Annotated in this window: 36 protein-coding genes; 32 read left to right on the forward strand and 4 right to left on the reverse strand. The window is 35.8% G+C overall.

Features of this window, described 5'->3' with window-relative positions:
* The first annotated feature begins 76 nt into the window (after window positions 1-76).
* From DQN38_RS00105 to DQN38_RS00120, 4 genes are all read left to right on the forward strand, one after another.
* Entirely contained in the window at window positions 77-2,146 is a 2,070-nt protein-coding gene (locus DQN38_RS00105) for a ribonucleoside triphosphate reductase (RefSeq protein ID WP_065843863.1), read from the forward strand.
* Between the two features lie 212 nt (window positions 2,147-2,358).
* The gene (locus tag DQN38_RS00110) at window positions 2,359-3,723 is read left to right on the forward strand and encodes a nicotinate phosphoribosyltransferase (protein ID WP_011731678.1); all 1,365 of its coding nucleotides are present in this window, start codon (window positions 2,359-2,361) and stop codon (window positions 3,721-3,723) included.
* A 10-nt stretch (window positions 3,724-3,733) separates the two neighbouring features.
* Complete coding sequence (nrdD, locus tag DQN38_RS00115; protein WP_011731679.1) at window positions 3,734-3,895, forward strand: anaerobic ribonucleoside-triphosphate reductase; 162 nt, start codon at window positions 3,734-3,736, stop codon at window positions 3,893-3,895.
* Window positions 3,889-4,560 (forward strand): anaerobic ribonucleoside-triphosphate reductase activating protein, encoded by a 672-nt coding sequence (locus DQN38_RS00120; protein ID WP_042960140.1) that lies wholly within the window; start codon window positions 3,889-3,891, stop codon window positions 4,558-4,560. Before nrdD ends, DQN38_RS00120 begins: the two co-directional genes overlap by 7 nt.
* Before the next feature lie 48 nt (window positions 4,561-4,608).
* On the opposite strand, the gene cdtC is transcribed toward DQN38_RS00120, so the two are convergent.
* From cdtC to DQN38_RS00140, 4 genes are all read right to left on the reverse strand, one after another.
* A complete protein-coding gene (gene cdtC, locus DQN38_RS00125; protein ID WP_065843862.1) occupies window positions 4,609-5,157 on the reverse strand; it encodes a cytolethal distending toxin subunit Cf-CdtC in 549 nt (182 codons plus the stop codon).
* A complete protein-coding gene (gene cdtB / locus DQN38_RS00130; RefSeq protein WP_002847942.1) occupies window positions 5,157-5,957 on the reverse strand; it encodes a cytolethal distending toxin nuclease subunit Cf-CdtB in 801 nt (266 codons plus the stop codon). The genes cdtC and cdtB overlap by 1 nt, the downstream gene beginning before the upstream one ends.
* Window positions 5,958-5,965: 8 nt before the next feature.
* Window positions 5,966-6,787, reverse strand: coding sequence for a cytolethal distending toxin subunit Cf-CdtA (gene cdtA, locus DQN38_RS00135; RefSeq protein ID WP_002847943.1), 822 nt, complete (start codon window positions 6,785-6,787; stop codon window positions 5,966-5,968).
* Window positions 6,788-7,162: 375 nt separating this feature from the next.
* Entirely contained in the window at window positions 7,163-7,651 is a 489-nt protein-coding gene (locus DQN38_RS00140; RefSeq protein ID WP_038452562.1) for a type II secretion system protein, read from the reverse strand.
* Window positions 7,652-7,818: 167 nt separating this feature from the next.
* Here DQN38_RS00140 and DQN38_RS00145 point away from each other — a divergent pair, with 167 nt between their 5' ends.
* From DQN38_RS00145 to rpmJ, 28 genes are all read left to right on the forward strand, one after another.
* On the forward strand, window positions 7,819-8,841 hold the full coding sequence (locus DQN38_RS00145) for a ribonucleotide-diphosphate reductase subunit beta (RefSeq protein WP_002847947.1): 1,023 nt from the start codon (window positions 7,819-7,821) through the stop codon (window positions 8,839-8,841).
* Window positions 8,831-9,493, forward strand: a complete 663-nt coding sequence (locus DQN38_RS00150; protein ID WP_065843861.1) for a carbon-nitrogen hydrolase family protein — start codon at window positions 8,831-8,833, stop codon at window positions 9,491-9,493. Before DQN38_RS00145 ends, DQN38_RS00150 begins: the two co-directional genes overlap by 11 nt.
* Window positions 9,494-9,550: 57 nt before the next feature.
* Window positions 9,551-10,180 carry a protein-L-isoaspartate(D-aspartate) O-methyltransferase gene (locus tag DQN38_RS00155; protein WP_002847951.1) on the forward strand — a complete coding sequence of 210 codons (630 nt, stop codon included), beginning with the start codon at window positions 9,551-9,553 and terminating at the stop codon, window positions 10,178-10,180.
* A gap of 71 nt (window positions 10,181-10,251) precedes the next feature.
* Complete coding sequence (locus tag DQN38_RS00160; protein ID WP_065843860.1) at window positions 10,252-10,905, forward strand: superoxide dismutase; 654 nt, start codon at window positions 10,252-10,254, stop codon at window positions 10,903-10,905.
* A 455-nt stretch (window positions 10,906-11,360) separates the two neighbouring features.
* A complete protein-coding gene (rpsJ, locus tag DQN38_RS00165) occupies window positions 11,361-11,672 on the forward strand; it encodes a 30S ribosomal protein S10 (protein ID WP_002847957.1) in 312 nt (103 codons plus the stop codon).
* 18 nt (window positions 11,673-11,690) lie between these two features.
* The gene (gene rplC / locus DQN38_RS00170; RefSeq protein ID WP_065843859.1) at window positions 11,691-12,269 is read left to right on the forward strand and encodes a 50S ribosomal protein L3; all 579 of its coding nucleotides are present in this window, start codon (window positions 11,691-11,693) and stop codon (window positions 12,267-12,269) included.
* Complete coding sequence (gene rplD, locus DQN38_RS00175) at window positions 12,266-12,880, forward strand: 50S ribosomal protein L4 (protein ID WP_002847960.1); 615 nt, start codon at window positions 12,266-12,268, stop codon at window positions 12,878-12,880. Before rplC ends, rplD begins: the two co-directional genes overlap by 4 nt.
* Window positions 12,881-12,882: 2 nt before the next feature.
* On the forward strand, window positions 12,883-13,164 hold the full coding sequence (locus tag DQN38_RS00180; RefSeq protein WP_002847963.1) for a 50S ribosomal protein L23: 282 nt from the start codon (window positions 12,883-12,885) through the stop codon (window positions 13,162-13,164).
* Window position 13,165: 1 nt separating this feature from the next.
* Window positions 13,166-13,996, forward strand: coding sequence for a 50S ribosomal protein L2 (gene rplB, locus DQN38_RS00185; protein WP_111738132.1), 831 nt, complete (start codon window positions 13,166-13,168; stop codon window positions 13,994-13,996).
* Between the two features lie 2 nt (window positions 13,997-13,998).
* Window positions 13,999-14,280, forward strand: coding sequence for a 30S ribosomal protein S19 (gene rpsS, locus DQN38_RS00190; protein WP_002847965.1), 282 nt, complete (start codon window positions 13,999-14,001; stop codon window positions 14,278-14,280).
* Window positions 14,281-14,289: 9 nt separating this feature from the next.
* A complete protein-coding gene (gene rplV / locus DQN38_RS00195) occupies window positions 14,290-14,622 on the forward strand; it encodes a 50S ribosomal protein L22 (protein ID WP_002847968.1) in 333 nt (110 codons plus the stop codon).
* Between the two features lies 1 nt (window position 14,623).
* A complete protein-coding gene (gene rpsC / locus DQN38_RS00200; protein WP_002847979.1) occupies window positions 14,624-15,322 on the forward strand; it encodes a 30S ribosomal protein S3 in 699 nt (232 codons plus the stop codon).
* Between the two features lie 2 nt (window positions 15,323-15,324).
* Entirely contained in the window at window positions 15,325-15,750 is a 426-nt protein-coding gene (gene rplP / locus DQN38_RS00205) for a 50S ribosomal protein L16 (protein WP_002847980.1), read from the forward strand.
* The gene (gene rpmC / locus DQN38_RS00210; protein WP_002847981.1) at window positions 15,737-15,922 is read left to right on the forward strand and encodes a 50S ribosomal protein L29; all 186 of its coding nucleotides are present in this window, start codon (window positions 15,737-15,739) and stop codon (window positions 15,920-15,922) included. The genes rplP and rpmC overlap by 14 nt, the downstream gene beginning before the upstream one ends.
* Before the next feature lie 22 nt (window positions 15,923-15,944).
* Entirely contained in the window at window positions 15,945-16,190 is a 246-nt protein-coding gene (gene rpsQ, locus DQN38_RS00215; protein WP_370510335.1) for a 30S ribosomal protein S17, read from the forward strand.
* The gene (rplN, locus tag DQN38_RS00220) at window positions 16,190-16,558 is read left to right on the forward strand and encodes a 50S ribosomal protein L14 (RefSeq protein WP_002847983.1); all 369 of its coding nucleotides are present in this window, start codon (window positions 16,190-16,192) and stop codon (window positions 16,556-16,558) included. Before rpsQ ends, rplN begins: the two co-directional genes overlap by 1 nt.
* The gene (gene rplX, locus DQN38_RS00225; RefSeq protein ID WP_002847984.1) at window positions 16,558-16,791 is read left to right on the forward strand and encodes a 50S ribosomal protein L24; all 234 of its coding nucleotides are present in this window, start codon (window positions 16,558-16,560) and stop codon (window positions 16,789-16,791) included. The genes rplN and rplX overlap by 1 nt, the downstream gene beginning before the upstream one ends.
* A gap of 2 nt (window positions 16,792-16,793) precedes the next feature.
* Window positions 16,794-17,336 (forward strand): 50S ribosomal protein L5, encoded by a 543-nt coding sequence (gene rplE, locus DQN38_RS00230; RefSeq protein ID WP_002847986.1) that lies wholly within the window; start codon window positions 16,794-16,796, stop codon window positions 17,334-17,336.
* 1 nt (window position 17,337) lies between these two features.
* A complete protein-coding gene (locus tag DQN38_RS00235; protein ID WP_002847988.1) occupies window positions 17,338-17,523 on the forward strand; it encodes a type Z 30S ribosomal protein S14 in 186 nt (61 codons plus the stop codon).
* Between the two features lie 10 nt (window positions 17,524-17,533).
* Window positions 17,534-17,929 (forward strand): 30S ribosomal protein S8, encoded by a 396-nt coding sequence (gene rpsH / locus DQN38_RS00240; RefSeq protein WP_002847989.1) that lies wholly within the window; start codon window positions 17,534-17,536, stop codon window positions 17,927-17,929.
* Between the two features lie 121 nt (window positions 17,930-18,050).
* Window positions 18,051-18,587 carry a 50S ribosomal protein L6 gene (rplF, locus tag DQN38_RS00245; RefSeq protein WP_002847992.1) on the forward strand — a complete coding sequence of 179 codons (537 nt, stop codon included), beginning with the start codon at window positions 18,051-18,053 and terminating at the stop codon, window positions 18,585-18,587.
* Window positions 18,588-18,596: 9 nt separating this feature from the next.
* Window positions 18,597-18,953 (forward strand): 50S ribosomal protein L18, encoded by a 357-nt coding sequence (rplR, locus tag DQN38_RS00250; RefSeq protein WP_002847994.1) that lies wholly within the window; start codon window positions 18,597-18,599, stop codon window positions 18,951-18,953.
* A gap of 14 nt (window positions 18,954-18,967) precedes the next feature.
* The gene (rpsE, locus tag DQN38_RS00255) at window positions 18,968-19,411 is read left to right on the forward strand and encodes a 30S ribosomal protein S5 (RefSeq protein WP_002847997.1); all 444 of its coding nucleotides are present in this window, start codon (window positions 18,968-18,970) and stop codon (window positions 19,409-19,411) included.
* Window positions 19,412-19,420: 9 nt separating this feature from the next.
* Window positions 19,421-19,822 carry a 50S ribosomal protein L15 gene (gene rplO / locus DQN38_RS00260; protein ID WP_010402709.1) on the forward strand — a complete coding sequence of 134 codons (402 nt, stop codon included), beginning with the start codon at window positions 19,421-19,423 and terminating at the stop codon, window positions 19,820-19,822.
* On the forward strand, window positions 19,822-21,084 hold the full coding sequence (gene secY, locus DQN38_RS00265) for a preprotein translocase subunit SecY (RefSeq protein ID WP_002848001.1): 1,263 nt from the start codon (window positions 19,822-19,824) through the stop codon (window positions 21,082-21,084). The genes rplO and secY overlap by 1 nt, the downstream gene beginning before the upstream one ends.
* Window position 21,085: 1 nt before the next feature.
* Window positions 21,086-21,844 (forward strand): type I methionyl aminopeptidase, encoded by a 759-nt coding sequence (map, locus tag DQN38_RS00270; protein WP_002848003.1) that lies wholly within the window; start codon window positions 21,086-21,088, stop codon window positions 21,842-21,844.
* Window positions 21,845-22,177: 333 nt separating this feature from the next.
* Window positions 22,178-22,396 (forward strand): translation initiation factor IF-1, encoded by a 219-nt coding sequence (gene infA, locus DQN38_RS00275; RefSeq protein ID WP_002848031.1) that lies wholly within the window; start codon window positions 22,178-22,180, stop codon window positions 22,394-22,396.
* 159 nt (window positions 22,397-22,555) lie between these two features.
* A complete protein-coding gene (gene rpmJ / locus DQN38_RS00280; RefSeq protein WP_002848032.1) occupies window positions 22,556-22,669 on the forward strand; it encodes a 50S ribosomal protein L36 in 114 nt (37 codons plus the stop codon).
* Window position 22,670 lies beyond the last annotated feature (1 nt).

Below are 22,670 nucleotides of genomic sequence, written 5' to 3' on the forward strand. Positions count from 1 at the left end.
AACAATATTGTAATTATATTTCTTAAGCTTTGTAAAACTTAAAAGAATATATAATCCCAGCCAAAAAGGATTAAATTTGAAGATAATTAAACGCGATGGAAGTTTGCAAGATTTTGCAAGTTATAAAATAGAAAATGCGATAACAAAAGCTTATAAAAGTGCTCTTAAAGAACCAAATACGGCGCTTATCAAAAAAGTATTGTCTGAGGTAAAAGACAAAATGAGCGTAGAAGAAATTCAAGATATTATAGAAAAAACTCTTTTTGATAGTGGTGATTTTACAGTAATGCGAAATTTTATGCTTTATCGTCATACTCATACTATGCAAAGAGACGGTGAGCTTGACGAAAGAACGACTTATATAAACTCGACTCAAACTATAGAAGAGTATATCGGAAAGTCTGATTGGCGTATTATGGCAAACTCAAATACGAGTTATTCAAACGCCGGACTTATCAATAACACCGCTGGAAAAGTCATTGCAAATTATTGGTTAGATGCTGTTTATAGCGATCATGAAGGAGCGGCTCATAGAAACGGAGATTATCATATACATGACCTTGATTGTTTGACTGGATACTGTGCTGGTTGGAGTCTTAGAGCCTTGTTAAATGAAGGATTTAACGGTGTTAGAGGCAGGGTCGAGAGCAGAGCGCCGAGTCATTTTAGAGAGGCTTTATCTCAAATGGCGAACTTTTTGGGAATTTTGCAAAGCGAATGGGCTGGAGCGCAAGCATTTAGTAGCTTTGATACATATCTTGCGCCGTATGTTTTTAAAGATCGATTAAGCGATATAGAAATCAAAAAAGCTCTTACTAGCTTTATTTTCAATCTAAATGTGCCGGCACGTTGGGGTCAAAGTCCATTTACGAATGTTACTATAGATATAACTCCGCCAAGCGATCTTGCCGATCAAATTCCTACAAAAAACAATGAGCATCTATTTTTAAATTTAAAAGATAACGAACTTGAAAAACTTTGCAAACAACGCGGTAAAAATAGTTTAAAAGATATGACTTACTCGGATTTTAAACCTGAAATGGATAGGATAAATATAGCATTTTATGATATTTTAACTACCGGAGATAAGTGTTCGCAGCCATTTACGTTTCCTATACCAACTGTAAATTTGACTGAGGATTTTAAGTGGGATAGCTCTGTGGCTAAAAAGATATTTGAAAATACCGCAAAAATGGGTTCGAGTTATTTTCAAAATTTTATCGGAAGTCAATATACGACAGATGAAAACGGCAATAAAATACCGAATGAAAAAGCCTATAAACCGGGTGCCGTTCGTTCTATGTGCTGTAGGCTTCAGCTGGATTTAAGAGAGCTTTTAAAACGCGGGGGAGGGCTTTTTGGAAGTGCCGAGATGACTGGAAGTATCGGCGTAGTTACTATAAATTTAGCGCGCCTAGGATATCTGTTTAAAGGTGATAAAAGTGCATTTTATGCAAGACTTGATGAACTGCTAGAGTTGGCAAAAAGTACTCTTGAAAAGAAGCGTAAATTTATAAATGAGATGTATCAAAGGGGACTTTATCCATATACCGCTAGATATCTTAGAAATTTTAATAACCATTTTAGTACAATAGGAATAAACGGCGCAAATGAGATGATACGCAATTTCACTGATGATAAAGAAAATATAACGACCAAATTCGGTATAGGGTTTACAAAAGAACTTATAGAATATCTAAGAGCTAAAATGATAGAGTTTCAAAGAACTACCGGAAATTTATATAATCTTGAAGCGACTCCTGCTGAAGGAACAACTTATCGCTTTGCTAAAGAAGATAAAAAACGTTATCCAGACATCATTCAAGCTGGATTTGATGATAAGGTGTATTATACAAACTCTACTCAGCTTCCGGCTGATTTCGGCGATGATCCTTTCGAGGCTTTAAATTTGCAAGATGAACTTCAAAGCAGTTATACGGGTGGAACTGTTTTTCACCTTTATATGCGTGAAAAACTAAGCAGTACAAAGGCTTGTCAGCATTTAGTGAAAAATATAGTGGAGAATTATAAACTTCCATATATTACGATAACTCCCGTGTTTAGCGTGTGTCCAAAACACGGGTATATCGCAGGCGAGCATGAGTATTGTCCAAAATGCGATGAGGAGATTTTGAATTTGGCCTAAGTTGTATTTTTAGTACTTTTTATGAGGATAAACCGTTTGCTTTATCGCTTTAGTGTGCCTTGGGTGCTCATGGTTTCAAACCGTAAAATCATCTAAAAATACTTTGCTGAGCAAGATTTGTTTTTAAGGCATTGGAAAAGCGTTATTTAAATTTGAATTATCAAATTTAAGCCCTTTTTTGATAAAATCGCCAGAAAATTTAAAGGTAAGATATGAATTTGATACTAAACACAGACGGCTATAAACCTTCACATTATCTTCAGTATCCAAACGATATAAAATACGTAAGCTCTTACATAGAATCGCGCGGCGGTAGGTGGAATAGAGTACTATTTTATGGTTTGCAAATGTTTTTAATGGAGTATCTAAGCAAGAAAATAACACAAGATGATATCTTAGAAGCTAAAGATTTTATGAAAATTTACGGACTTCCTTTTAATGAAGAGGGCTGGAGATATATCGTAGATGAACACGGCGGCGCACTTCCTCTTGAGATAGAAGCGGTAAAAGAAGGTAGCATAGTTCAAACAGATAATGTGTTGTTGCAGATACGAAATACCGATCCAAAGCTTCCATGGTTGGCAGGTTACTTAGAAACTGCTATTTTAAGGGCTATTTGGTATCCAGTTGCTGTGGCTACGAATAGTTATTTTTGCAAACAAAACATTTTGCAATTTTTAAATGAGACCGGAACTCCTGAGCTTATCGACTTTTGTTTGCATGATTTTGGTGCGCGCGGCGTGAGTAGCTTTGAGAGTGCGGGGATCGGTGGAAGTGCTCATATGGTAAATTTTAAAGGCTCAGATACGATAACTGGAGCCGTATTTGCTAAAAAGTATTATGACGCCGATATGGCGGCATTTAGTATCCCGGCAAGCGAGCATAGTACGATGACTACTTGGGGAAAAGAGCGCGAAAATGAAGCTTATAAAAATATGGTGGATAAATTTAGCAGTGGTATTTTTGCTTGCGTGATAGATAGCTACGATACGCTAAATGCGATAGATCTTTGGGGAAAGTTATTTGATGAGGTAAAAGCTAATGGCGGTCGCGTCGTGCTTCGCCCAGATAGCGGAAATCCAGTAACTATGGCTAGTGAGTGCTTAGAAAAGATGATGGATATAGCTGGATTTAGCGTAAATCAAAAGGGTTATCGCGTACTTCCAAATCACGTCAGACTGATTTATGGAGACGGTATAAATCCGCAAAGTTTAGTCGATATTTTAAACGAGCTAAAACTTAGAAAGATAAGCGCGGACAATATAGTTTTTGGTATGGGTGGAGCGCTTTTGCAACACCTTAACCGCGATACTCTTAGATTTGCTATGAAAGCAAATGCAGTATCAAAAGACGGTGAGCATTGGATAGATGTAAAAAAAGATCCTATCACCGATCCTTCAAAACGTTCAAAATCTGGACGTCTTGCGTTGGTGAGAAAAGGAAATTTGTTTAAAACGGTTCGATTAAATGAGCTAAAAAAAGAAGAAAATAAACTAAAACCGGTTTTCAAAGACGGTAAAATTCTAAGTAAAGTAAGTTTTGATGATATCAGAGCTAGGGTTAAAGAATTTAATTAAAGGAGAAGATATGAGAAAAGAAGAGATACTAGCCAAATTTAAAGATAAACGTACAAAATGCGTGGTTTATACCAGAGTTATGGGCTATCATAGACCAGTTGAGAGCTTTAATCTTGGCAAACAAGGCGAGCATAAAGAGAGGATCAAGTTTTTAGAACCTACTAAATGCTAGACAAATTTATCTACGATATCACGCCTTTTAGCGTTGTTGATTATCCTGATGAACTCGCTGCTATAGTGTGGTTTGCGAAGTGCAATATGCGCTGCGTTTATTGCTACAACAAAGATATAGTTTTGGGTGAGGGCAAGTTTGATATGCGCTATCTAAGCGAGTTTTTAAATTCACGCCAAAACCTTTTAAGTGCGGTAGTTTTAAGTGGCGGGGAATGCACTAAAAGTTTGCATTTTAGTGATGTTTTGAAGCTGGCTAAGGATCTTGGATATAAAACCAAAGTCGATACGAATGGAAGTAGTCCTGAGATTATAGAAGAAAATTTGAGTTTGATCGATTTTATATCACTTGATTTCAAAGCTCCAAAGGCTAAATTTGAAGCTATAACTGCGTCGAATTTATATGATAAATTTATAAAAACGCTTCAAACTTTACTAAAAAACAGAGTTGAATTTGAGTGTAGAACGACTATCCACGCAGATATGCTAAACGAAAACGATATCAGTGATATGGTAAAAGTTTTAAGTCAAAACGGTTATGATAAAACTTACTATCTGCAAAACTTTTTTGAATCCTTAAATTTAGGGAATTTACAAAAACCAAAAACCAAATTCGATCCGAAGTTGATAAAATCAAATTTAAACATAGAACTTAGGAATTTTTGATTTGGATTAAAATTAGGTAAAAGCCGTTTTTAGCTTTTACCGACTGTTTTATCTAATTACCTTAGCTTCACTAAGCGGCGGTGAAAATACAAAAAGTTGTTTAGGCTCTATGTCGACAAAAAATTCTAAAACGCAGCGTACTAGTCCTACTCTATCTTCGATCGGCACGTTTGGATTTTCAAATGTTCCTAAGCACTCGTTTGTTTTTAGAACTAGTGATCGTAGCTGCATAGCTCCACTACTTGTAGGGATGATCTGAAAAATAGTCTCAAACTCTCCGCTATCGTAGTCTTGCTTGCAGTTTTTTAGTGCTAAAAATCCGCTAGGAGCGATCTGAAGGCACATTTTTACGTCGGCTGCTACTTGAAATTGCACGTATCCAAAAGGAAAAGAATTTGAAAATTTATCTACTTTTTTTATCTTAGAATCTACTCCTAAATCATTTAAAAACCAGTTTTGGTAATTAAACTGCCCTGAAAATCGCTTTATATTTATAGGAATTCCGGTGTTTGCATTGCGTATTTGAAAAGCGTCGGTTATGTTTTCGTTTGCAAAACTTATGCTTACAAATAAAAATATTGTTGCTAAAGCTTTCATTAGTTATCTCCAAATTTTCTAAAATTTACCGGAAAATGGTCCGAAACTAGGTGAGTCCGCAGGTTTGCTAGCATCAATACTGCTACAAGCGTAGTTCGGACAAGATCTCCGGCTGAGTTTCCAACTATAGCCCAGTCAAGCGTTCCGCCGCTTCTTTGAGTAGGCGCCGGAGGTGCTAAAAACGTTACTCTGACGCGAGTTTCTAATCCAAGAGTTCCTCTTAAACTCTCAGGTGAGCGGTTAAAATCGCCTAAAATCATCCAAGTGATATTTGGCATATTTCTAAATCTGTCAAATACTGAATTTATTATCGCCGGAGCATCAACTCCGCCATTTGCTAGAGCGTGTATGTTGAAAAATACGTCGTTTCCTATTCTTATACCTATGAGCGGACGAGAAGCTACCGTAGGAGGCGGCAAGATGATGATTTCATCAGCTTTTATGCGTGAAACGATTGCTAAATTTACTCTATTTGCCCCTGTGTCGATTTGAGCATAATATATATAGACTTGGAACGGTCTAGATATACTGCCTAGCTGCCATAAATGCTCAGTTACGATCGTGCCGCCTTGATTTATGCTTCTACCTGTAGGAAGAGCGGTTTGAGGTAAATTTCCTGCTTCTTGAACGGCTAATATATCTGCTGGATTTTCACCGCTAATTATTTGACGTACGCTTATATTCCATTTGCTTTCGGTTATAGCCGAACTGCCTTGCAAATTCCAAGTAGCAATTTTATAATCTTCTGGTTTTGCAAAGCCTAAAGTTGCTATAAATATAATCATAATAACATTTCGCATTTTTACTCCTAATAAAATAGTCTTCCAACTTGCGGCGGCGGGAGCAAATACCATTGTTGATCGATAGTATCAGTGCATTTTGTCGTAAGATTTATCGCCCCAAAAACGTCAAAACCGAATAGATTATTAACAGGCGTTTGCAAGCACGAATTAGTAGCTTTGTTATAAATTTGTACGGCTCCGTTTGTCATTGGACGAAACGTAAATTTCTGAAAAGGATTATCTTTATTGCAAGGTGAGTGAATTACTCCGTTTTTATAAGTATTTATGCAAGTCGTGCGAGTGTTGAAATTTACTATCATGACTTCATTATTTGGTAGTAAAATTAGACGCCAAACACGATATCCTCCTAAATTGCCGCTTTCATAGAGCGAGTAGCCCCATAACCAGTTTCCAGGAGATGTGTACCAAATAGTGATCACAACGCCGTTTGCACCCATTATCACCATAAAATCGCTTGTTCTATCAAATAGATCAGGCGGGATGCCTTGTAGACTGATAGTCGGTTGTTTGAAATTCAAGTCCGGTTTACTAAAAGCACTTGAAAACATCGGACCATGTGTTAATGAGTTCATTACAGGCAAATCCACTTTTTTAAGTAGCGATGGCGTTCTAGTAGGCATAGGATTTGTAAAATTTGATGTTAGAAGAGTTGGAAAATCGCCTAAATTTAGCGGATCTGGATCATCCGTTTTGCCAAAAATGCTTCCTAATGGATTTATTTTTTGAGTGCTTACATTTGTCGTTTTTGATGAGCAAGCACTAAAAAGAGCGATACAAAATAGTAAAATAAGACTATTTTTAATATGCTTGAAAATAATTTTAGTCATAAATTTCCTTTTTTAGTATTTTTTGATTTTGGTAATTTTTAAAATATCATTTTGGCTGAGTAGATTTAATAGCCGCAAAAGTTTTTTCATAAAATTTACCTATAATGATATTTGTAAAATTTAATAAATAAAAATAAATAAATTTTAAATACATACCAAAATTATAACTTCATAGTCGAAAATTTCGTCATATAATATATTAAAATTTATTTGTATAAAATTTAAGTTGTTGTGAAATTTGAAAAATTTATATTCATAATAAAAATATTTATAATTCAAGGATGATTTATTCAGATCGTTACTTTTCGTATTTAAATTTGATTTTCCGATATTTATTATATATTTCAGTTATATAAAAATTATCCAATTATAAATTTAACTGTTTTTTAAGATGCTATCTCCGCCTAATTGAATTCCGTTTTGTATCCACTCTTTCATTGTAGGGTGAAGATAAAGAGCGTTGCAGGTCTTTTTCCATGAGATAGATGATTGCTGCCACATGGTTTTAAACTTTATCGTGCTATTATCAATACTATAAAATAAGCATTCAACTGCCCAAGGGTGCTCTTTAGCACCGCGTTTAATCGCCTCAAAATCAGATAATGTCGAGTCATTTCCTATTAATAATCTTAAATGGAGATAACTATCAACTTCGTTTTTATCGGCATTTAATTTTTTATTGACTGAGCTATTTGATATATAGATAGAGTTTATTTTATCAAATGTATTTTTTATATCGACTACTATTTTTGCCACTTCGGCATCCGTTCTTGACATTGTAAGTTTTGGTATACTAACACTTGCTAATAAGCCGGTAATAACTATAACAAATGCTAATTCTACCATCGTAAATGCTTTTTTCATCGGTAATCCTTTTTTTAATTTGAATTCTAATACCAATGTAATTAATATATTATCAATAATTATTAAAAAGCATGCATTATTATTTTATTTTCATAAATTTGTATTCAAAGTTATTTAATACTTTTTTGGATAAAATCTAATCTACTTTAAAATTTGAAAGATTTATTATGAATAGAAAAAAAATTTATAATCCAAGCTCAAACGAGACTTTAAACGATAGAAAAGTATTTGGTGGAAATCCGCATGGAATTCTAAACTTCACAAAAGCAAAATACACATGGGCGCTCAAGCTTTGGGATCTTATGGAAGCAAATACCTGGTTTCCAAAAGAGGTCGATACCACCGATGACGTGCGTGACTACGCATGTAATCTCACGACCGCTGAAAAACGCATGTATGACTTAGTTTGGAGCCAACTCATTTCTATGGATAGTTTTCAGACAAACAATCTAGCCGATAACATAAATCCTTATATCACAGCTCCTGAGATAAATGCGATCTTAGCGCGTCAAGCTTACGAAGAGGCAAATCACTCAAAAAGTTACGCCGTAATGGTAGAAGCGATCTGCGATAACACGGATCTGATTTACGAAATGGAAAAATACGACGACGTTTTACGTAAGAAAAACGACTATATCTCAAGCGTATATGAAGAGCTTGCGGGCGAAGTTACGGATGAGAAACTACTTCTTGCTATGGTGGCAAATCAAATTTTAGAAGGCGTGTATTTTTACAGTGGATTTACAGCGATTTACGCACTGGCGCGCGCCGGAAAAATGCTAGGAAGCGCTCAGATGATACGCTTTATCCAAAGAGATGAGATAACTCACTTACTTTTGTTTCAAAACATGATAAACTCAGTGCGCAAAGAGCGTCCAGATCTATTTACAAGCGAAGTCGAAGCTAAAATTTACGAGATGTTCAAAAAAGCCGGAGACCTTGAAATAGAGTGGGGAAAATACATCACTGGAAATCAGATAATGGGCTTTACCGATGATATTATAGAGGAGTACATCCACTATCTCGTTGATGATAGGCTGACTTCTATCGGGCTTAAAAAGCTTTATAACGCAAAACATCCTATAAAGTGGGTTGATGATTTTGCTAAATTTAACGACCAAAAGAGTAATTTCTTTGAAAGTAAAGTTACGAATTATAGTAAAGGAAGCCTTACTTTTGATGATTTCTAGCCTTAGATCTTTAACTCTTGATTCGCTTGGTGTGGTAAATAGGGCTAGTGAGCTTTTAAATTTAGTAAAAGATATAAAACCGGGCGAATTGGCGTTAGGCAGTGAGCTTTGCGTGAGCGGATATGAAAGTTTGGGTGATAATTTTGAAAACGCTCTAATAGCGAATTTAAAAAAATCGCTTTCTAACGGTGCTTTTTTCGGTTTTACTCATTTTAGTGATGGTTTTAACGAATTTATACTTTTAAATGGCGATAAAGAAATTTATAAACAGAAAAAAGCGATTTTATTTACTCCGAATTTAGAACAAGATAAGTTCAAAGCTGGAAAAGTTGAAGATATAAATTTATTTGAACTTGAGGGCGTTAAAATCGGCGTTTTGATCTGCTTTGAGCTACGTTTTACTGAGCTTTGGGAGAAATTAAAAGGCGCGGATATCATTCTCGTGCCATCGCTTTGGGGAAAAGGACGCAAAAGACATTTTGAAATTTTGTGCGAAGCTTTAGCCTTACAAAATAGATGCTACGTGGTGGCTTGTAGCGATAAAGATCTAAAATTCGAAGCAGTTTTTAAGCCAAATGGTCACATTGCCAAAAGCTCTGAGTTTGAACCAAATTCGGCTAATGAGTTTAAAAAATCTTTAGGACTCGTTTAATTTAAATACTACTATAAGCAAATTTTATGTATAATTTCCCTTTGTTGAAGGGAAAAAATGGATAGTTTAGAGCGTGCCAGATGTCAAAAAATGGCTGATGATATAGCCGATGTTATAGAGCTGACGCCTATGGTTTATAAGGCGTTTTGTAGTACTCCACGTACGGATTTTGTTCCGGTTTCGATCAATGCTTTTAAGTTAGATGCTCATCCGATTGGAGGCAATCAATGGATTAGTTCGCCTCTAACAGTAGCTAAAATGACACTTGCTTTGGAAGCTGAAAATTGCGATAATATACTTGAGATCGGTTGCGGAAGCGGATATCAAGCTGCAATTTTAAGTATGCTTGCTCACAGAATTTTTAGTATTGAGCGTATAGAAAAACTTGCAAATGAAGCTAAGCTAAAGATGAAAAAACTCGGTTTTAATAATGTAAATATAAGATATGACGATGGAAACGTAGGCTGGAAAAGTTACGCTCCATATGATAGAATAATACTTAGCTGCGCTTGTTTAGGTGTTCCGACTAGGCTTTTTGAGCAGTTAAAAGATGGCGGAATTTTAGTAGCTCCTATTAAAGAAAATAGTAAACAATTTATAGTTAAATTTAAAAAAAATGGCTCAAATTTAGAAAAAATAGTTCTTGATGAGTGTGAGTTTGTTCCTTTATTAGATGGTAGAGAGTAGTTTTTAAGAGTATATTTCTCTTATTTAACTTTTTTGTGTATAATTATGCTATTAAAAATAATTAAGGAGAAATTATGGAATTAAGAACACTGCCTTTTAATCCGGCTACAAATGCTGTCGTAAGTGAAGAAACCTGTAACTATCATTATGGAAAACATCATCAAACTTACGTAAATAATTTAAACAACCTCATAAAAGGTACGGATTTTGAAGGTGCCGATCTTTTTGAGATTTTAACTCACTCTGAAGGTGCGATTTTCAATAACGCTGCTCAAATTTACAATCATGATTTTTACTGGGATTGTATAGCTGCTAAGACAGATATTAGCGATGAGTTAAAAACTGCTTTGCAGAGTGATTTCGCGGATTTTAAATCTGAGTTTTTAAAGAGCGCTACTACTTTATTCGGTGCCGGATGGACTTGGCTTGTTTATAATCCAAATTCACATAAACTCGAGATAAAAAACACTAGTAACGCAGGAACGCCGGTAACTGAAGGTTTGATCCCACTTTTAGTAGTTGATGTGTGGGAGCATGCATACTATATCGATGCGAGAAATGCAAGAGCTGCTTATTTAGAGAAATTTTATGAAAATATAAATTGGGACTTTGTAAGTGCTGCTTATGAATGGGCTAAAAAAGAGAGTTTAAGCTCGGTTAAATTTTATATAGATGAAATTTATAAAGGTTCGGGCTGTTGCGGTGGACATTGCGGTTGTCATTAAGATATAATTGACTTATAACATTTATATAAATTTATAAATTATAGCAGAACCGGCTTTGGTTCTGCTTTTTTAATCTATTAGTGCTAAAAAATTGATTTGAAATAGTATAATAAATTTGCTTATTTAGCAATCTTTCTATAACCGATAATCTATAATTTTTACCGTTAACTAAACTTTAAATTTAGCTTTTGAACTCAAAAATCTTTTAAATTTAAAATATGCAAAATAGCTTTAAATTTTAATTTATTCCTTTTTTAAAGGAAAATATTTATAAAAAATGTATAAAAATCAACGTAAAATTTGCTATTTACACTCTGTTTTGGATATAATACGCGTCTTTTGATGAGAAGGCTTAGCCTTACTTGTATGCTTATTCTAACCCAAATAAAGCCTATGCAAGCTTGATTATATCAAAAGGTCACGTGTCGTGACAAGTTATTTTTAAAGGAAAAACAATGGAAAGAATTAGGCTTAAGCTAAAAGCTTATGACCACAGAGTTCTAGACCGTACAGTTGCAGCTATCGTAGAAGCTGTTAAAAGAACTGGAGCCGACGTAAGAGGTCCAGTGCCAATGCCTACAAAGATTAAACGCTATACAGTGTTAAAATCTCCACATGTTAATAAAGATTCTCGCGAACAGTTCGAGATGAGAATTCATGCTCGTATGCTAGATATCGTAGCAGCTACTCCTGATACAGTTGATAGTTTAACAAAACTTGACTTAGCTCCAGAAGTTAATGTCGAAGTTCGTGCTATGGGCAAGTAAGAGTAAAAGGAATAAATGATGGAATATATTGTAGAAAAAATAGGCATGAGTAGAACTGTTTCAGCTCCTAGTACTCCTGTAACTCTGCTTAGGCTAGTTCCTGCTAAAGTTTGCGAGCTAGGCGAAGGCGGTAAAGCTATAGTGGCTTATGCGTATACAAAAGCAGATAACAAAGCTATAAAAGGTCAGCAAAAAAAATATGGTTTGAGTAGTGAATTTAATTCATTTGCTACTTTAAGCGTTGCAAATAGCGAAGCTGGCGATTTGGACGTAAATCCACTAAATGAAGCAAAAGTTTTAAAAGTAAGTTTTAATACTAAAGGTAGAGGCTTCCAGGGCGTTATAAAAAGACACGGATTCTCAGGCGGTCCAGCAAGTCACGGCTCACGTTTTCACAGACGTCCGGGATCTATAGGAAACTGCGAATGGCCAGGTCGTGTTCAGCCAGGTAGAAAAATGGCAGGGCATTACGGCAATGAGAAAACTACAGTTAAAAATGAAGTAGTGAGCTTTGATAGTGCTAATGGAATTTTGGTTTTAAAAGGTTCAGTACCAGGATTTAACGGTGCTATGGGTAGAGTAAGGATAGTCAAATGAGTAAAATAGCCGTTTTAAACGAAAAATTTGAAAAAACAAGCGAGATTGAACTTCCAGCAAGTTACGCTGAAGTAAATTCGCATAATTTATATTTATATGTTAAAAGCTACCTTGCTGGTATAAGAGCAAATTCAGCCCACACTAAAGGTCGCTCAGATGTAAGTGGTGGTGGTAAAAAGCCTTGGAGACAAAAGGGTCGCGGCGGTGCTCGTGCTGGTTCAACTAGAACTAACGTATGGGTAGGCGGTGCAGTTGCATTTGGTCCAAAAAACAACAGAAATTATGATCAAAAAGTTAATAAAAAACAAAAAAGACTTGCTCTTGAGTTTGCTTTAAATGACAAAGTTGCAAACGGCAAATTTTTTGCGGTTGATAGCATAGAAATATCAAGCGGCAAGACAAAAGATGCAGCATCTATCATCAATAAACTCGGTGTAAGAGATGCACTTATCATCAAAAATGAACTTGATGCAAAAACACTTTTAGCATTTAGAAATTTAGCAAATTGCTACGTTATAGATGCTAGCGAAGTAAATGCATATTTGGTTTCAGTTTATAGTGCGGTTATAGCTGAAAAAGCAGCACTACAATCTATCGTAAAAGAGGGCTAAAAATGGCAGATATAACAGATATCAAAACTATACTTTATACAGAAAAGACTCTTGGCCTTCAAGAACAAGGTGTAGTGGTTATCCAAACTTCACCAAAAATGACTAAAAACGGTCTAAAAGAGGTGCTAAGAGAGTATTTTGGCGTAACGCCGCTTAGAGTAAATTCATTAAGAATGGACGGAAAAGTTAAGCGTTTTAAAGGAAGAGTCGGCGTAAGAAACGACTTCAAAAAATTCTATGTAAAATTACCAGATGGCGTTAGCCTAGAAAATGGGGAGGCGTAAGATGGCTATAAAAAGTTTTAAACCATATACTCCAAGCAGAAGATTTATGACAGGTTTGTCAAGTGAAGATATAACTGCTAAACCAAGCGTTAGAAGCTTACTTGTAAAAATTCCGGCTACCGCAGGTAGAAATCACAATGGTAGAATCACAAGTCGTCATAAAGAAGCAGGCGCAAAAAAACTTTACCGTATAATTGATTTTAAAAGAAAGAAATTTGGTATTCCTGGAAAAGTTGAAACTATCGAGTATGATCCAAATAGAAATTGCCGTATAGCTCTTATATCTTATAGCGACGGCGAAAAAAGATATATTATTCGCCCTAGCGGTTTAAATGTAGGTGATGTTATAAGCTCAGCTGAAAGCGGACTTGATATAAAACCAGGTAATGCTATGAAGTTAAAAAGTATCCCTGTTGGTACAATAGTTCATAACATAGAGCTTAAGCCGGGCAAAGGCGCTCAAATGGCTAGAAGCTCAGGTGGTTATGCTCAACTTATGGGTAAAGAAGAAAAATATGTTATTTTAAGACTCCCAAGCGGTGAGATGAGACAAGTTTTAGCTGAGTGTATGGCTACAGTCGGCGTTGTTGGAAATGAAGATTGGGCAAACGTAACTATCGGTAAAGCAGGTCGTAATCGTTATAGAGGAATTCGCCCTCAAACTAGAGGTTCTGCGATGAACCCGGTAGATCACCCACACGGCGGTGGTGAAGGTAAGAAAAATTCAGGTCGCCATCCTGTTACTCCATGGGGCAAACCAACTAAGGGTGCTAAAACTCGCCGCAAAAAAGCTAGTGATAGACTTATAATATCAAGAAGGAAAGGTAAATAACGATGGCTAGATCGCTAAAAAAAGGTCCATTTGTCGATGATCATGTTATGAAAAAAGTTCTAGCTGCAAAAGCTGCTAATGATAATAAGCCGATAAAAACTTGGTCAAGAAGAAGCATGATAATACCTGAAATGATAGGTTTAACATTTAACGTTCATAACGGTAAGGGTTTTATTCCGGTTTATGTAACAGAAAATCACATAGGTTATAAACTCGGTGAGTTCGCACCAACACGCACATTTAAGGGTCATAAAGGCTCTGTGCAAAAGAAAATAGGTAAGTAAGGGGAAGTTATGAGTAGAGCTATTATTAAATTCATAAGACTATCTCCAACAAAAGCTAGACTTATAGCAGATGAAGTACAAGGAATGAACGCAGAGCTTGCACTTGCAAGTTTGAGTTTTATGCCTAATCGCGGCGCAAAATATATCGCGAGTGCTATCAGCTCAGCTGTAGCTAATGGCGGATTTGAGCCAGAAGAGGTAGTTGTAAAAAGTTGTAGAGTAGATGCTGGTCCGGTTCTTAAAAGATTTAGACCACGTGCAAGAGGAAGCGCTAGTAGAATTAGAAAACCAACTAGCCATATTCTTGTAGAAGTATCTAAACCTGAAAGTAAGGAAGCATAAAATGGGACAAAAAGTTAATCCAATAGGCCTTAGACTAGGTATCAATAGAAACTGGGAGTCTAGATGGTTTCCATCAAAAGCGACTTTACCAGAAAATATAGGCGAAGACTATAAAATAAGAAAATTCCTAAAAACTAAGTTATATTATGCTGGTGTTAGTCAAATTCTTGTTGAAAGAACAGCTAAAAAACTTCGCGTTACCGTAGTTGCGGCTCGTCCAGGAATCATAATAGGTAAAAAGGGCGGAGAGATTGAAAATTTGAGATCTGAGGTTACAAAACTTGTAAATAAAGATATCGCTATCAATATCAAAGAAGAGAGAAAAGCAGGAAGTTCAGCTCAATTGGCAGCAGAAAACGTAGCTATGCAGCTTGAGCGTCGTGTTGCTTTCCGTCGCGCTATGAAAAAAGTTATCCAAGGTGCCCAAAAAGCTGGTGCCAAAGGTATCAAAGTTTCAGTTGCTGGTCGTTTAGGCGGAGCTGAAATGGCTAGAACAGAGTGGTATTTGGAGGGTCGTGTGCCGCTTCATACGCTAAGAGCTAGAATAGATTACGGCTTTGCAGAAGCCCATACTACTTATGGTAACATAGGTGTTAAAGTTTGGATCTTTAAAGGCGAAGTACTTCAAAAAGGTATTCAAGCCGATAAAAATGAAGATACATCACCAAAAAAACCAAGACGTGCTAGAAGGGGTAAATAGTTATGTTATTACCAAAAAGAACTAAATATCGCAAAATGATGAAAGGTCGTAACCGCGGCTATGCAACAAGAGGAGTAGATCTTGCTTTGGGTGAGTTTGGACTAAAGGCTGTTGAAGCCGGTAGAGTAAATTCACGTCAGATAGAATCGGCTCGTCAAGCATATACTCGTCATGTGAAAAGACAAGCTAAAACTTGGATCAGAGTTTTTCCAGATAAACCTATTACTAAAAAACCTCTTGAAACTCGTATGGGTAAAGGTAAAGGCGGTGTTGAAGAGTGGGTTATGAATATAAAACCTGGTAGAATTATATTTGAAATGTCTGGAGTTAGTGAAGAGCTTGCTCGTGAGGCTTTAACTCTTGCAATGCACAAGCTACCATTTAAGACTAAGTTTGTAACTAAAGAGAGCGAAAATGAAGTATATTGATATAAGTGCAAAAAGTATGAGCGAACTTAACGCTTTATTAAAAGAGAAAAAGGTGCTTTTATTTACACTTAGACAAAAGCTAAAAACTATGCAGCTAACTAACCCAAACGAGATCGGCGAGACTAAAAAAGATATCGCTAGAATTAACACTGCAATTAGTGCTGCGAAATAAGGGGCGAACAATGGCAGTAGAAATGAAAAGACAAATTCAAGGCGTTGTCGTTGCAAAGGCTGGTGATAAGACGGCGACTATTCTTGTTGAAAGAAGAGTTATGCACCCAAGATATCACAAATTTGTAAAACGCTTTAAAAAATACCTAGTTCATGATGAAAAAAATGAACTAAAAGCAGGAGATACTATATCTGCTGTTGAGTGCAGACCACTAAGTGCTAGAAAAAGCTTCCGCTTACAAGCGGTTTTGAAAACAGGAGTTGAATAATGATACAAAGTTTTACAAGACTAGCAGTAGCTGATAACAGTGGCGCAAAAGAGCTTATGTGTATAAAAGTTTTAGGCGGTAGCAAAAGAAGATATGCAAGCCTCGGCGATATCATCGTTTGCTCAGTAAAAAAAGCTCTACCAAACGGTAAAATAAAAAAAGGTCAAGTAGTTAAAGCAGTAGTAGTTAGAACGAAAAAAGAGGTCCAAAGAGCAAATGGATCACTTATTAGATTTGACGAAAATGCAGCCGTTATACTTGATAATAAAAAAGAGCCAGTAGGCACTCGTATATTTGGCCCGGTTGGTAGAGAAGTAAGATATGCAAACTTTATGAAGATTGTATCTCTTGCACCGGAGGTTCTATAATGGCAGTTAAATATAAAATTAAAAAAGGCGATGAAGTAAAAGTAATCGCAGGTGATGATAAAGGTAAAGTTGCAAAAGTTATTGCGGTTTTGCCAAAAAAAGGTCAGGTAATAGTTGAGGGTGTTAAGGTTGCTAAAAAGGCGGTTAAACCGACCGAGAAAAATCCAAATGGTGGATTTATTAGCAAAGAGATGCCTATTGACATTTCAAATGTTGCAAAAGTTGAGGGATAAGTATGAGACTAAAAGCAAAATATAATGAGAGCATTAAACCGGCTCTAACAAAAGAGTTTGATATAAAAAACCCTATGCTTATCCCAGCAATTGAGAAAATTGTTATCAGCGTTGGAGCAGGCGAGGGCGCAAAAGATCAAAAATTACTTCAAAATATGGCTGATACGATATCTTTGATAGCTGGTCAAAAAGCAGTTGTAACAAACGCTAAAAAATCAGTAGCTGGATTTAAGGTTCGCGAGGGCTATCCTGTAGGTATCAAAGTCACTCTAAGAAAAGAGCAAATGTATACATTTTTAGATAAACTTGTAAGCGTTGCTTTACCAAGAGTTAAAGACTTCCGTGGTCTTCCAAGAGATGGATTTGATGGTCGTGGAAACTACAATTTTGGTTTAAATGAACAATTAATGTTCCCAGAAGTAGTATATGATCAAATTTTAAGAACACATGGTATGAATATAACTATAGTTACAACAGCGGGTGATGACAAACAAGCATTCAAATTACTTGAATTGTTCGGCATTCCATTTGCAAAAGGAAAGTAATATGGCAAAAAAATCAATGATAGCAAAAGCAGCACGCAAACCTAAATTTAGCGCGCGCGGATATACTAGATGTCAAATTTGTGGTCGTCCACACTCTGTTTATAAAGATTTTGGAATTTGCCGTGTGTGCCTAAGAAAAATGGCTAACGAAGGACTAATACCTGGTCTTAAAAAAGCAAGTTGGTAAGGGAAGCAAGATGATAAATGACTTAATTTCAGATGGACTAACACGCATTAGAAACGCTAGCATGAGAAGACTCGATACAACAAAACTTCTTCATTCAAATGTTGTTGAAGCAACTTTGAAAATTTTAGCCAATAAAAGCTATATAGAGAGTTATAACGTTGTTGAAGAGGGAAATAAAAAGTTTATTAACGTAGTTTTAAAATATGACGAGCGTGGAAGAAGTGTTATAAATGAATTAAAAAGAGTTTCAAAACCAGGTCGTAGAGTTTATCAAGGTAGAGATGAGATCAAAAGATTTAAAAACGGTTACGGAACTATCATAGTAAGCACAAGCAAAGGTGTTCTAAGCAACGACGAAGCCCACAAAGCAGGTGTCGGCGGCGAAGTACTTTGCACAGTTTGGTAAGAGTTGAATTAGCCTTTTAAATTTGTAGTATTAAATTTAAAAAAGGCTAAATCTTTTTTATGGCATTGGGTATCCATTCGTTTTATGTAGAAATACCCTAGACAAATAAAAAAGGAAAAAGATGTCAAGAATTGGAAAACAACCGATATCTATCCCAAATGGTTTAGATGTTAGTTTAAAAGGTAGTGTTTTGGTTTTTAAAAAAGGCAACAACACTAAAGAGCTAGATACTAAAGGTAATGTTAATATCGAAGTTAAAGACGGAAATATCATATTTACAAGTAAAGGCGATGATAGACAAAGCAGGGCTTATTGGGGAACTTATAGAGCTTTAGCGAACAACGTTGTTGTTGGTCTAACTACTGGATTTACAAAACAACTTGAGATAAACGGTGTCGGTTATAAAGCAGCTGCAAAAGGTAAAGTTTTAGAGCTTGCGCTCGGTTTTTCTCACCCTATAAATTATGAACTTCCAGAAGGCATAGAGATAAGCGTGGAAAAAAATATTATCACTATCAAAGGAAGCGATAAACAAGTTGTTGGTCAAGTAGCAGCAGAAGTTAGAGGATTTAGACCGCCAGAACCATATAAAGGTAAAGGTGTTAAATACGTCGAAGAGCGCATAATCCGCAAAGCCGGCAAAACATCTAAGAAATAAGGGTAAGTAATGGTAGCAAATGTATTAAAAAGAAAAATATCTCTAAGAATTAAGAGAAAAAGAAGAATCAGAGCTAAAATTAGCGGTACACCGTCTTGCCCGAGAATCTCAATCTTCAAATCAAATAGAACTATATATGTTCAAGCGATCGAAGATATTAATGCAACAACTCTTTGTGCAAGTGATGGTAGGAAGCTTGGTATAAAGGCAAACAAATCTGGAGCAGCAGTTTTGGCTAAAGATATCGCAGGTAAGCTAAGTGCAAAAGGTATAAACGAAGCAGTATTTGATAGAAACGGCTATCTATATCATGGCGTTGTTGCGGCTTTTGCTGAAGCTTTAAGAGAAAATGGCATTAAGCTATAACGCAAGGATTGTTGATGGAAAAGTATAATAGAGAAGAATTTGAAGAAGTAATCGTCGACATCGGTCGCGTTACAAAAGTTGTTAAGGGCGGTAGAAGATTTAGATTTACGGCTCTTGTGGTAGTAGGCGATAAAAAAGGTCGTGTAGGTTTTGGTTTTGGAAAAGCTAAAGAAGTTCCAGACGCTATGAAAAAAGCGGTTGATGACGCTTTTAAAAACATAGTTGAAGTAAAACTAAAAGGCAGTACGATTCCTCATGATATTGAAGTTAAATTTAACGCAAGTAGAATCTTGCTAAAACCGGCTAGTGAAGGTACCGGAGTTATCGCCGGTGGTGGCGCACGTCCTGTTGTAGAGCTTGCAGGTATAAAAAATATACTTACAAAATCACTTGGTTCAAACAACTCTGCAAATGTTGTTCGCGCTACAATTAAAGCGCTTAGTATGCTAAAAGGTTAAGGAGAGAGCATGGGACTAGAAAATTTACAAAAAGCTAATGGCTCAACTCGCAATACTAAAAGAATCGGTCGTGGTCAAGGTAGCGGTTGGGGTAAAACCGCTACAAAGGGCGGTAAAGGTCAAACCGCTAGAAAAGGTTATAATGAAAAAAGAGGTTTTGAAGGCGGACAACAACCGCTTCAAAGAAGACTTCCAAAAGTCGGCTTTGCTTCTAAATTTGTAAAACCTTATGCCATAAACGTAGATAAAAATGAAGGTATTAAAACTTTAAGCGAAATTACGCTTGATAGCCTTAAAACAGTTCATAAATTTTCAAATAGCATCAAAAAAGTTAAGCTTATTGGTGCGGGTGCTAAAGATTTAGCAAGCAAAATAAAAGACGAGAACATAACCGTTACTGGAAATAACTAATGAATAAAACATTAATCAACAAGATACTTATTACGCTTGGATTTTTGTTTGCTTACAGAGTGCTGGCTTATGTGCCAGTACCTGGCGTCAATGTTGATGTCATAAAAGAATTCTTTACTTCAAATAGTAACAATGCCTTAGGATTATTTAATATGTTTAGCGGTAGAGCAGCTGAACGTTTGAGTATTATTTCACTGGGTATTATGCCTTATATCACAAGTTCGATTATTATGGAGTTATTAGCAGCCACATTCCCTACTCTTGGAAAGATGAAAAAAGAGCGTGACGGTATGCAAAAATATATGCAAATCATCCGTTACGCAACTATAGTTATAACTATTATCCAAGCTATAGGAGTGAGTATAGGTTTGCAAAGCCTTACTGGACGAGGCGGCGAGCAAGCTATTATGATAGATATAAATCTATTTATAGCTATAAGTTGTATCTCTATGCTAAGCGGAACTATGCTTCTTATGTGGATAGGTGAGCAGATAACTCAAAGAGGTATCGGTAACGGTATAAGCCTTATTATATTTGCTGGTATAGTAAGTGGAATTCCTAGTGCTATTGGCGGAACTATAAATTTAGTAAATACCGGAGAGATGAACTTTTTAGTTGTTATTGGTATAGCTCTTGTTATACTTATAACAGTAGGAATAGTAATCTTTGTAGAGATGGGTGAAAGACGTGTTCCGATCTCATACTCAAGAAAAACGGTAATGCAAAACCAAAATAAGAGAATAATGAACTACATTCCGATTAAAGTAAATTTAAGCGGTGTTATTCCTCCTATCTTTGCTAGTGCGATTCTTATGTTCCCGGGCACGATTTTGCAAGCAAGCACAAATGAGTTTATACTAGCTATAAACGACTTTTTAAATCCAAATAGCTACTTTTTCAACTTTTTAACATTTTTGTTTATTCTATTTTTTGCATATTTTTACGCATCTATTACGTTTAATGCAAAAGATATCAGCGAGAATTTAAAAAGGCAAGGCGGATTTATCCCAGGAGTCAGACCGGGCGAGAGTACGGCTACATATCTTAACGAGGTTGCTAGCAGACTTACTTTAACCGGATCTGTTTATCTAGGACTTATCTCAACACTTCCTTGGATTTTGGTTAAATTTATGGGAGTACCGTTTTATTTTGGCGGAACAAGTGTTCTTATAGTCGTTTCAGTAGCGCTTGACACGATGAGAAAAATAGAGGCTCAAATTTACATGAATAAATATCAAACATTAAGTGCGGTTGGACTTTAATATGGGGATATCTATTAAAAATGCAAAGGATCTAGAACAACTAAGAGCGGCAAATAAAATTGTCGCTAATACTCTTGATTATCTGCATAACTATATAAAGCCTGGAATTTCTTTGTTGGAAATTGATAAAATTTGCGAAGATATGATAAGAAGTGCCGGTGCAAAACCGGCTTTCAAAGGGCTTTACGGTTTTCCAAATGCAGCTTGCATAAGCGTAAATGAAGTGGTTATCCATGGTATTCCAAATGAATATAAACTAAAAGAGGGCGACATAGTAAGTGTGGATATCGGCTCAAATTTAAAAGGATATTTCGGCGATAGTGCTAGAACATATCCAGTCGGTAAAATCTCAGTTACTGATGAAGCTTTGATAGCTTGCAGTAAAGATGCTCTTTATTTTGCGATTGAGTATATAAAATCCGGAATGCATTTTAAAGAGATTTGCTATGAGCTTGAAAATTTTATATTAAATCGAGGATTTGTTCCATTAAAGGGTTTTTGCGGTCATGGTATAGGAAAACGCCCTCACGAAGAGCCAGAAATTCCAAATTATCTTGAGGGAAATAATCCAAAAAGCGGACCAAAGATCAGAAATGGAATGGTTTTTTGCATAGAGCCTATGATATGTCAAAAAGACGGTACACCAGTTATCGCAGATGATAAATGGACTGTGACGAGCAAAGATGGTCTTAGAACTAGCCATTATGAGCATTGTTTAGCGATAATAGACGGTAAAGCAGAGATTTTAAGTCAAATTTAAAGTTTTTAACTTTGTCTTTTTTGACTATGTTGTGTTGGTTTTTAAATTTAGTCAATCACTGATGTTAAGTTTGCATCACTCTAAATTTAAAAATCGCCTTGCTTGGTAAAAATACCTTATTTTAGGTATTTAATTAAATTTACTCAATACTTAAAGCGTGAGCAAAAGCGAACGGACTTTAGTATTTGGTTCTTTAGTACGAATTTATTCGTGTCATTTGAAAGAATATAAATTTCTAAAGCGTGAGCAAAAGCGAACGGACTTTAGTATTTGGTTCTTTAGTACGAATTTATTCGTACGCTAAAAGAACATCAAAATAGAAAGGAGAAAATATTGGCAAAAGATGATGTCATAGAGATCGATGGCAATGTAGTTGAAGCTCTACCAAATGCGACTTTTAAAGTCGAACTTGACAACAAGCATATAATACTTTGTCACATAGCCGGTAAGATGCGTATGCATTATATTAAGATTATGCCGGGGGATCGCGTTAAAGTTGAACTTACGCCTTATAGCCTTGATAAGGGCAGGATAACATATAGGTATAAGTAATATTAAAGCTAAATTTAGATAAAATCCAACTTTTTGCAACTAACTGTGTGAAGAAGTGTTTTCAAAATTAACCACTATTTTGAAAACAGTTGGTTTGAGATTTCGTCAAAACCTAAGTGCAGTTGAATAAAAGTGGTAATAAATTTTTAGGAGACTAAGATGAAAGTTCGTCCTTCTGTTAAGAAGATGTGTGACAAATGTAAAATTGTCAAACGCAAAGGCATAGTTCATGTTATTTGCGAGAATCCAAAACATAAACAAAGACAAGGATAAG

It is taken from the genome of Campylobacter fetus subsp. fetus (genome assembly GCF_900475935.1).
Lineage (GTDB): Bacteria > Campylobacterota > Campylobacteria > Campylobacterales > Campylobacteraceae > Campylobacter > Campylobacter fetus.

Excerpts from the sequence above, each read along its gene's own strand:
- DQN38_RS00110 (WP_011731678.1), top strand. The coding sequence starts at position 2,359 with ATGAATTTGATACTAAACACAGACGGCTATAAACCTTCACATTATCTT.
- nrdD (WP_011731679.1), top strand. The coding sequence starts at position 3,734 with ATGAGAAAAGAAGAGATACTAGCCAAATTTAAAGATAAACGTACAAAA.
- DQN38_RS00120 (WP_042960140.1), top strand. The coding sequence starts at position 3,889 with ATGCTAGACAAATTTATCTACGATATCACGCCTTTTAGCGTTGTTGAT.
- cdtC (WP_065843862.1), bottom strand. The coding sequence starts at position 5,157 with ATGAAAGCTTTAGCAACAATATTTTTATTTGTAAGCATAAGTTTTGCA.
- cdtB (WP_002847942.1), bottom strand. The coding sequence starts at position 5,957 with ATGCGAAATGTTATTATGATTATATTTATAGCAACTTTAGGCTTTGCA.
- cdtA (WP_002847943.1), bottom strand. The coding sequence starts at position 6,787 with ATGACTAAAATTATTTTCAAGCATATTAAAAATAGTCTTATTTTACTA.
- DQN38_RS00140 (WP_038452562.1), bottom strand. The coding sequence starts at position 7,651 with ATGAAAAAAGCATTTACGATGGTAGAATTAGCATTTGTTATAGTTATT.
- DQN38_RS00145 (WP_002847947.1), top strand. The coding sequence starts at position 7,819 with ATGAATAGAAAAAAAATTTATAATCCAAGCTCAAACGAGACTTTAAAC.
- DQN38_RS00150 (WP_065843861.1), top strand. The coding sequence starts at position 8,831 with ATGATTTCTAGCCTTAGATCTTTAACTCTTGATTCGCTTGGTGTGGTA.
- DQN38_RS00155 (WP_002847951.1), top strand. The coding sequence starts at position 9,551 with ATGGATAGTTTAGAGCGTGCCAGATGTCAAAAAATGGCTGATGATATA.
- rpsJ (WP_002847957.1), top strand. The coding sequence starts at position 11,361 with ATGGAAAGAATTAGGCTTAAGCTAAAAGCTTATGACCACAGAGTTCTA.
- rplC (WP_065843859.1), top strand. The coding sequence starts at position 11,691 with ATGGAATATATTGTAGAAAAAATAGGCATGAGTAGAACTGTTTCAGCT.
- rplD (WP_002847960.1), top strand. The coding sequence starts at position 12,266 with ATGAGTAAAATAGCCGTTTTAAACGAAAAATTTGAAAAAACAAGCGAG.
- DQN38_RS00180 (WP_002847963.1), top strand. The coding sequence starts at position 12,883 with ATGGCAGATATAACAGATATCAAAACTATACTTTATACAGAAAAGACT.
- rplB (WP_111738132.1), top strand. The coding sequence starts at position 13,166 with ATGGCTATAAAAAGTTTTAAACCATATACTCCAAGCAGAAGATTTATG.
- rpsS (WP_002847965.1), top strand. The coding sequence starts at position 13,999 with ATGGCTAGATCGCTAAAAAAAGGTCCATTTGTCGATGATCATGTTATG.
- rplV (WP_002847968.1), top strand. The coding sequence starts at position 14,290 with ATGAGTAGAGCTATTATTAAATTCATAAGACTATCTCCAACAAAAGCT.
- rpsC (WP_002847979.1), top strand. The coding sequence starts at position 14,624 with ATGGGACAAAAAGTTAATCCAATAGGCCTTAGACTAGGTATCAATAGA.
- rplP (WP_002847980.1), top strand. The coding sequence starts at position 15,325 with ATGTTATTACCAAAAAGAACTAAATATCGCAAAATGATGAAAGGTCGT.
- rpmC (WP_002847981.1), top strand. The coding sequence starts at position 15,737 with ATGAAGTATATTGATATAAGTGCAAAAAGTATGAGCGAACTTAACGCT.
- rpsQ (WP_370510335.1), top strand. The coding sequence starts at position 15,945 with ATGAAAAGACAAATTCAAGGCGTTGTCGTTGCAAAGGCTGGTGATAAG.
- rplN (WP_002847983.1), top strand. The coding sequence starts at position 16,190 with ATGATACAAAGTTTTACAAGACTAGCAGTAGCTGATAACAGTGGCGCA.
- rplX (WP_002847984.1), top strand. The coding sequence starts at position 16,558 with ATGGCAGTTAAATATAAAATTAAAAAAGGCGATGAAGTAAAAGTAATC.
- rplE (WP_002847986.1), top strand. The coding sequence starts at position 16,794 with ATGAGACTAAAAGCAAAATATAATGAGAGCATTAAACCGGCTCTAACA.
- DQN38_RS00235 (WP_002847988.1), top strand. The coding sequence starts at position 17,338 with ATGGCAAAAAAATCAATGATAGCAAAAGCAGCACGCAAACCTAAATTT.
- rpsH (WP_002847989.1), top strand. The coding sequence starts at position 17,534 with ATGATAAATGACTTAATTTCAGATGGACTAACACGCATTAGAAACGCT.
- rplF (WP_002847992.1), top strand. The coding sequence starts at position 18,051 with ATGTCAAGAATTGGAAAACAACCGATATCTATCCCAAATGGTTTAGAT.
- rplR (WP_002847994.1), top strand. The coding sequence starts at position 18,597 with ATGGTAGCAAATGTATTAAAAAGAAAAATATCTCTAAGAATTAAGAGA.
- rpsE (WP_002847997.1), top strand. The coding sequence starts at position 18,968 with ATGGAAAAGTATAATAGAGAAGAATTTGAAGAAGTAATCGTCGACATC.
- rplO (WP_010402709.1), top strand. The coding sequence starts at position 19,421 with ATGGGACTAGAAAATTTACAAAAAGCTAATGGCTCAACTCGCAATACT.
- secY (WP_002848001.1), top strand. The coding sequence starts at position 19,822 with ATGAATAAAACATTAATCAACAAGATACTTATTACGCTTGGATTTTTG.
- map (WP_002848003.1), top strand. The coding sequence starts at position 21,086 with ATGGGGATATCTATTAAAAATGCAAAGGATCTAGAACAACTAAGAGCG.
- rpmJ (WP_002848032.1), top strand. The coding sequence starts at position 22,556 with ATGAAAGTTCGTCCTTCTGTTAAGAAGATGTGTGACAAATGTAAAATT.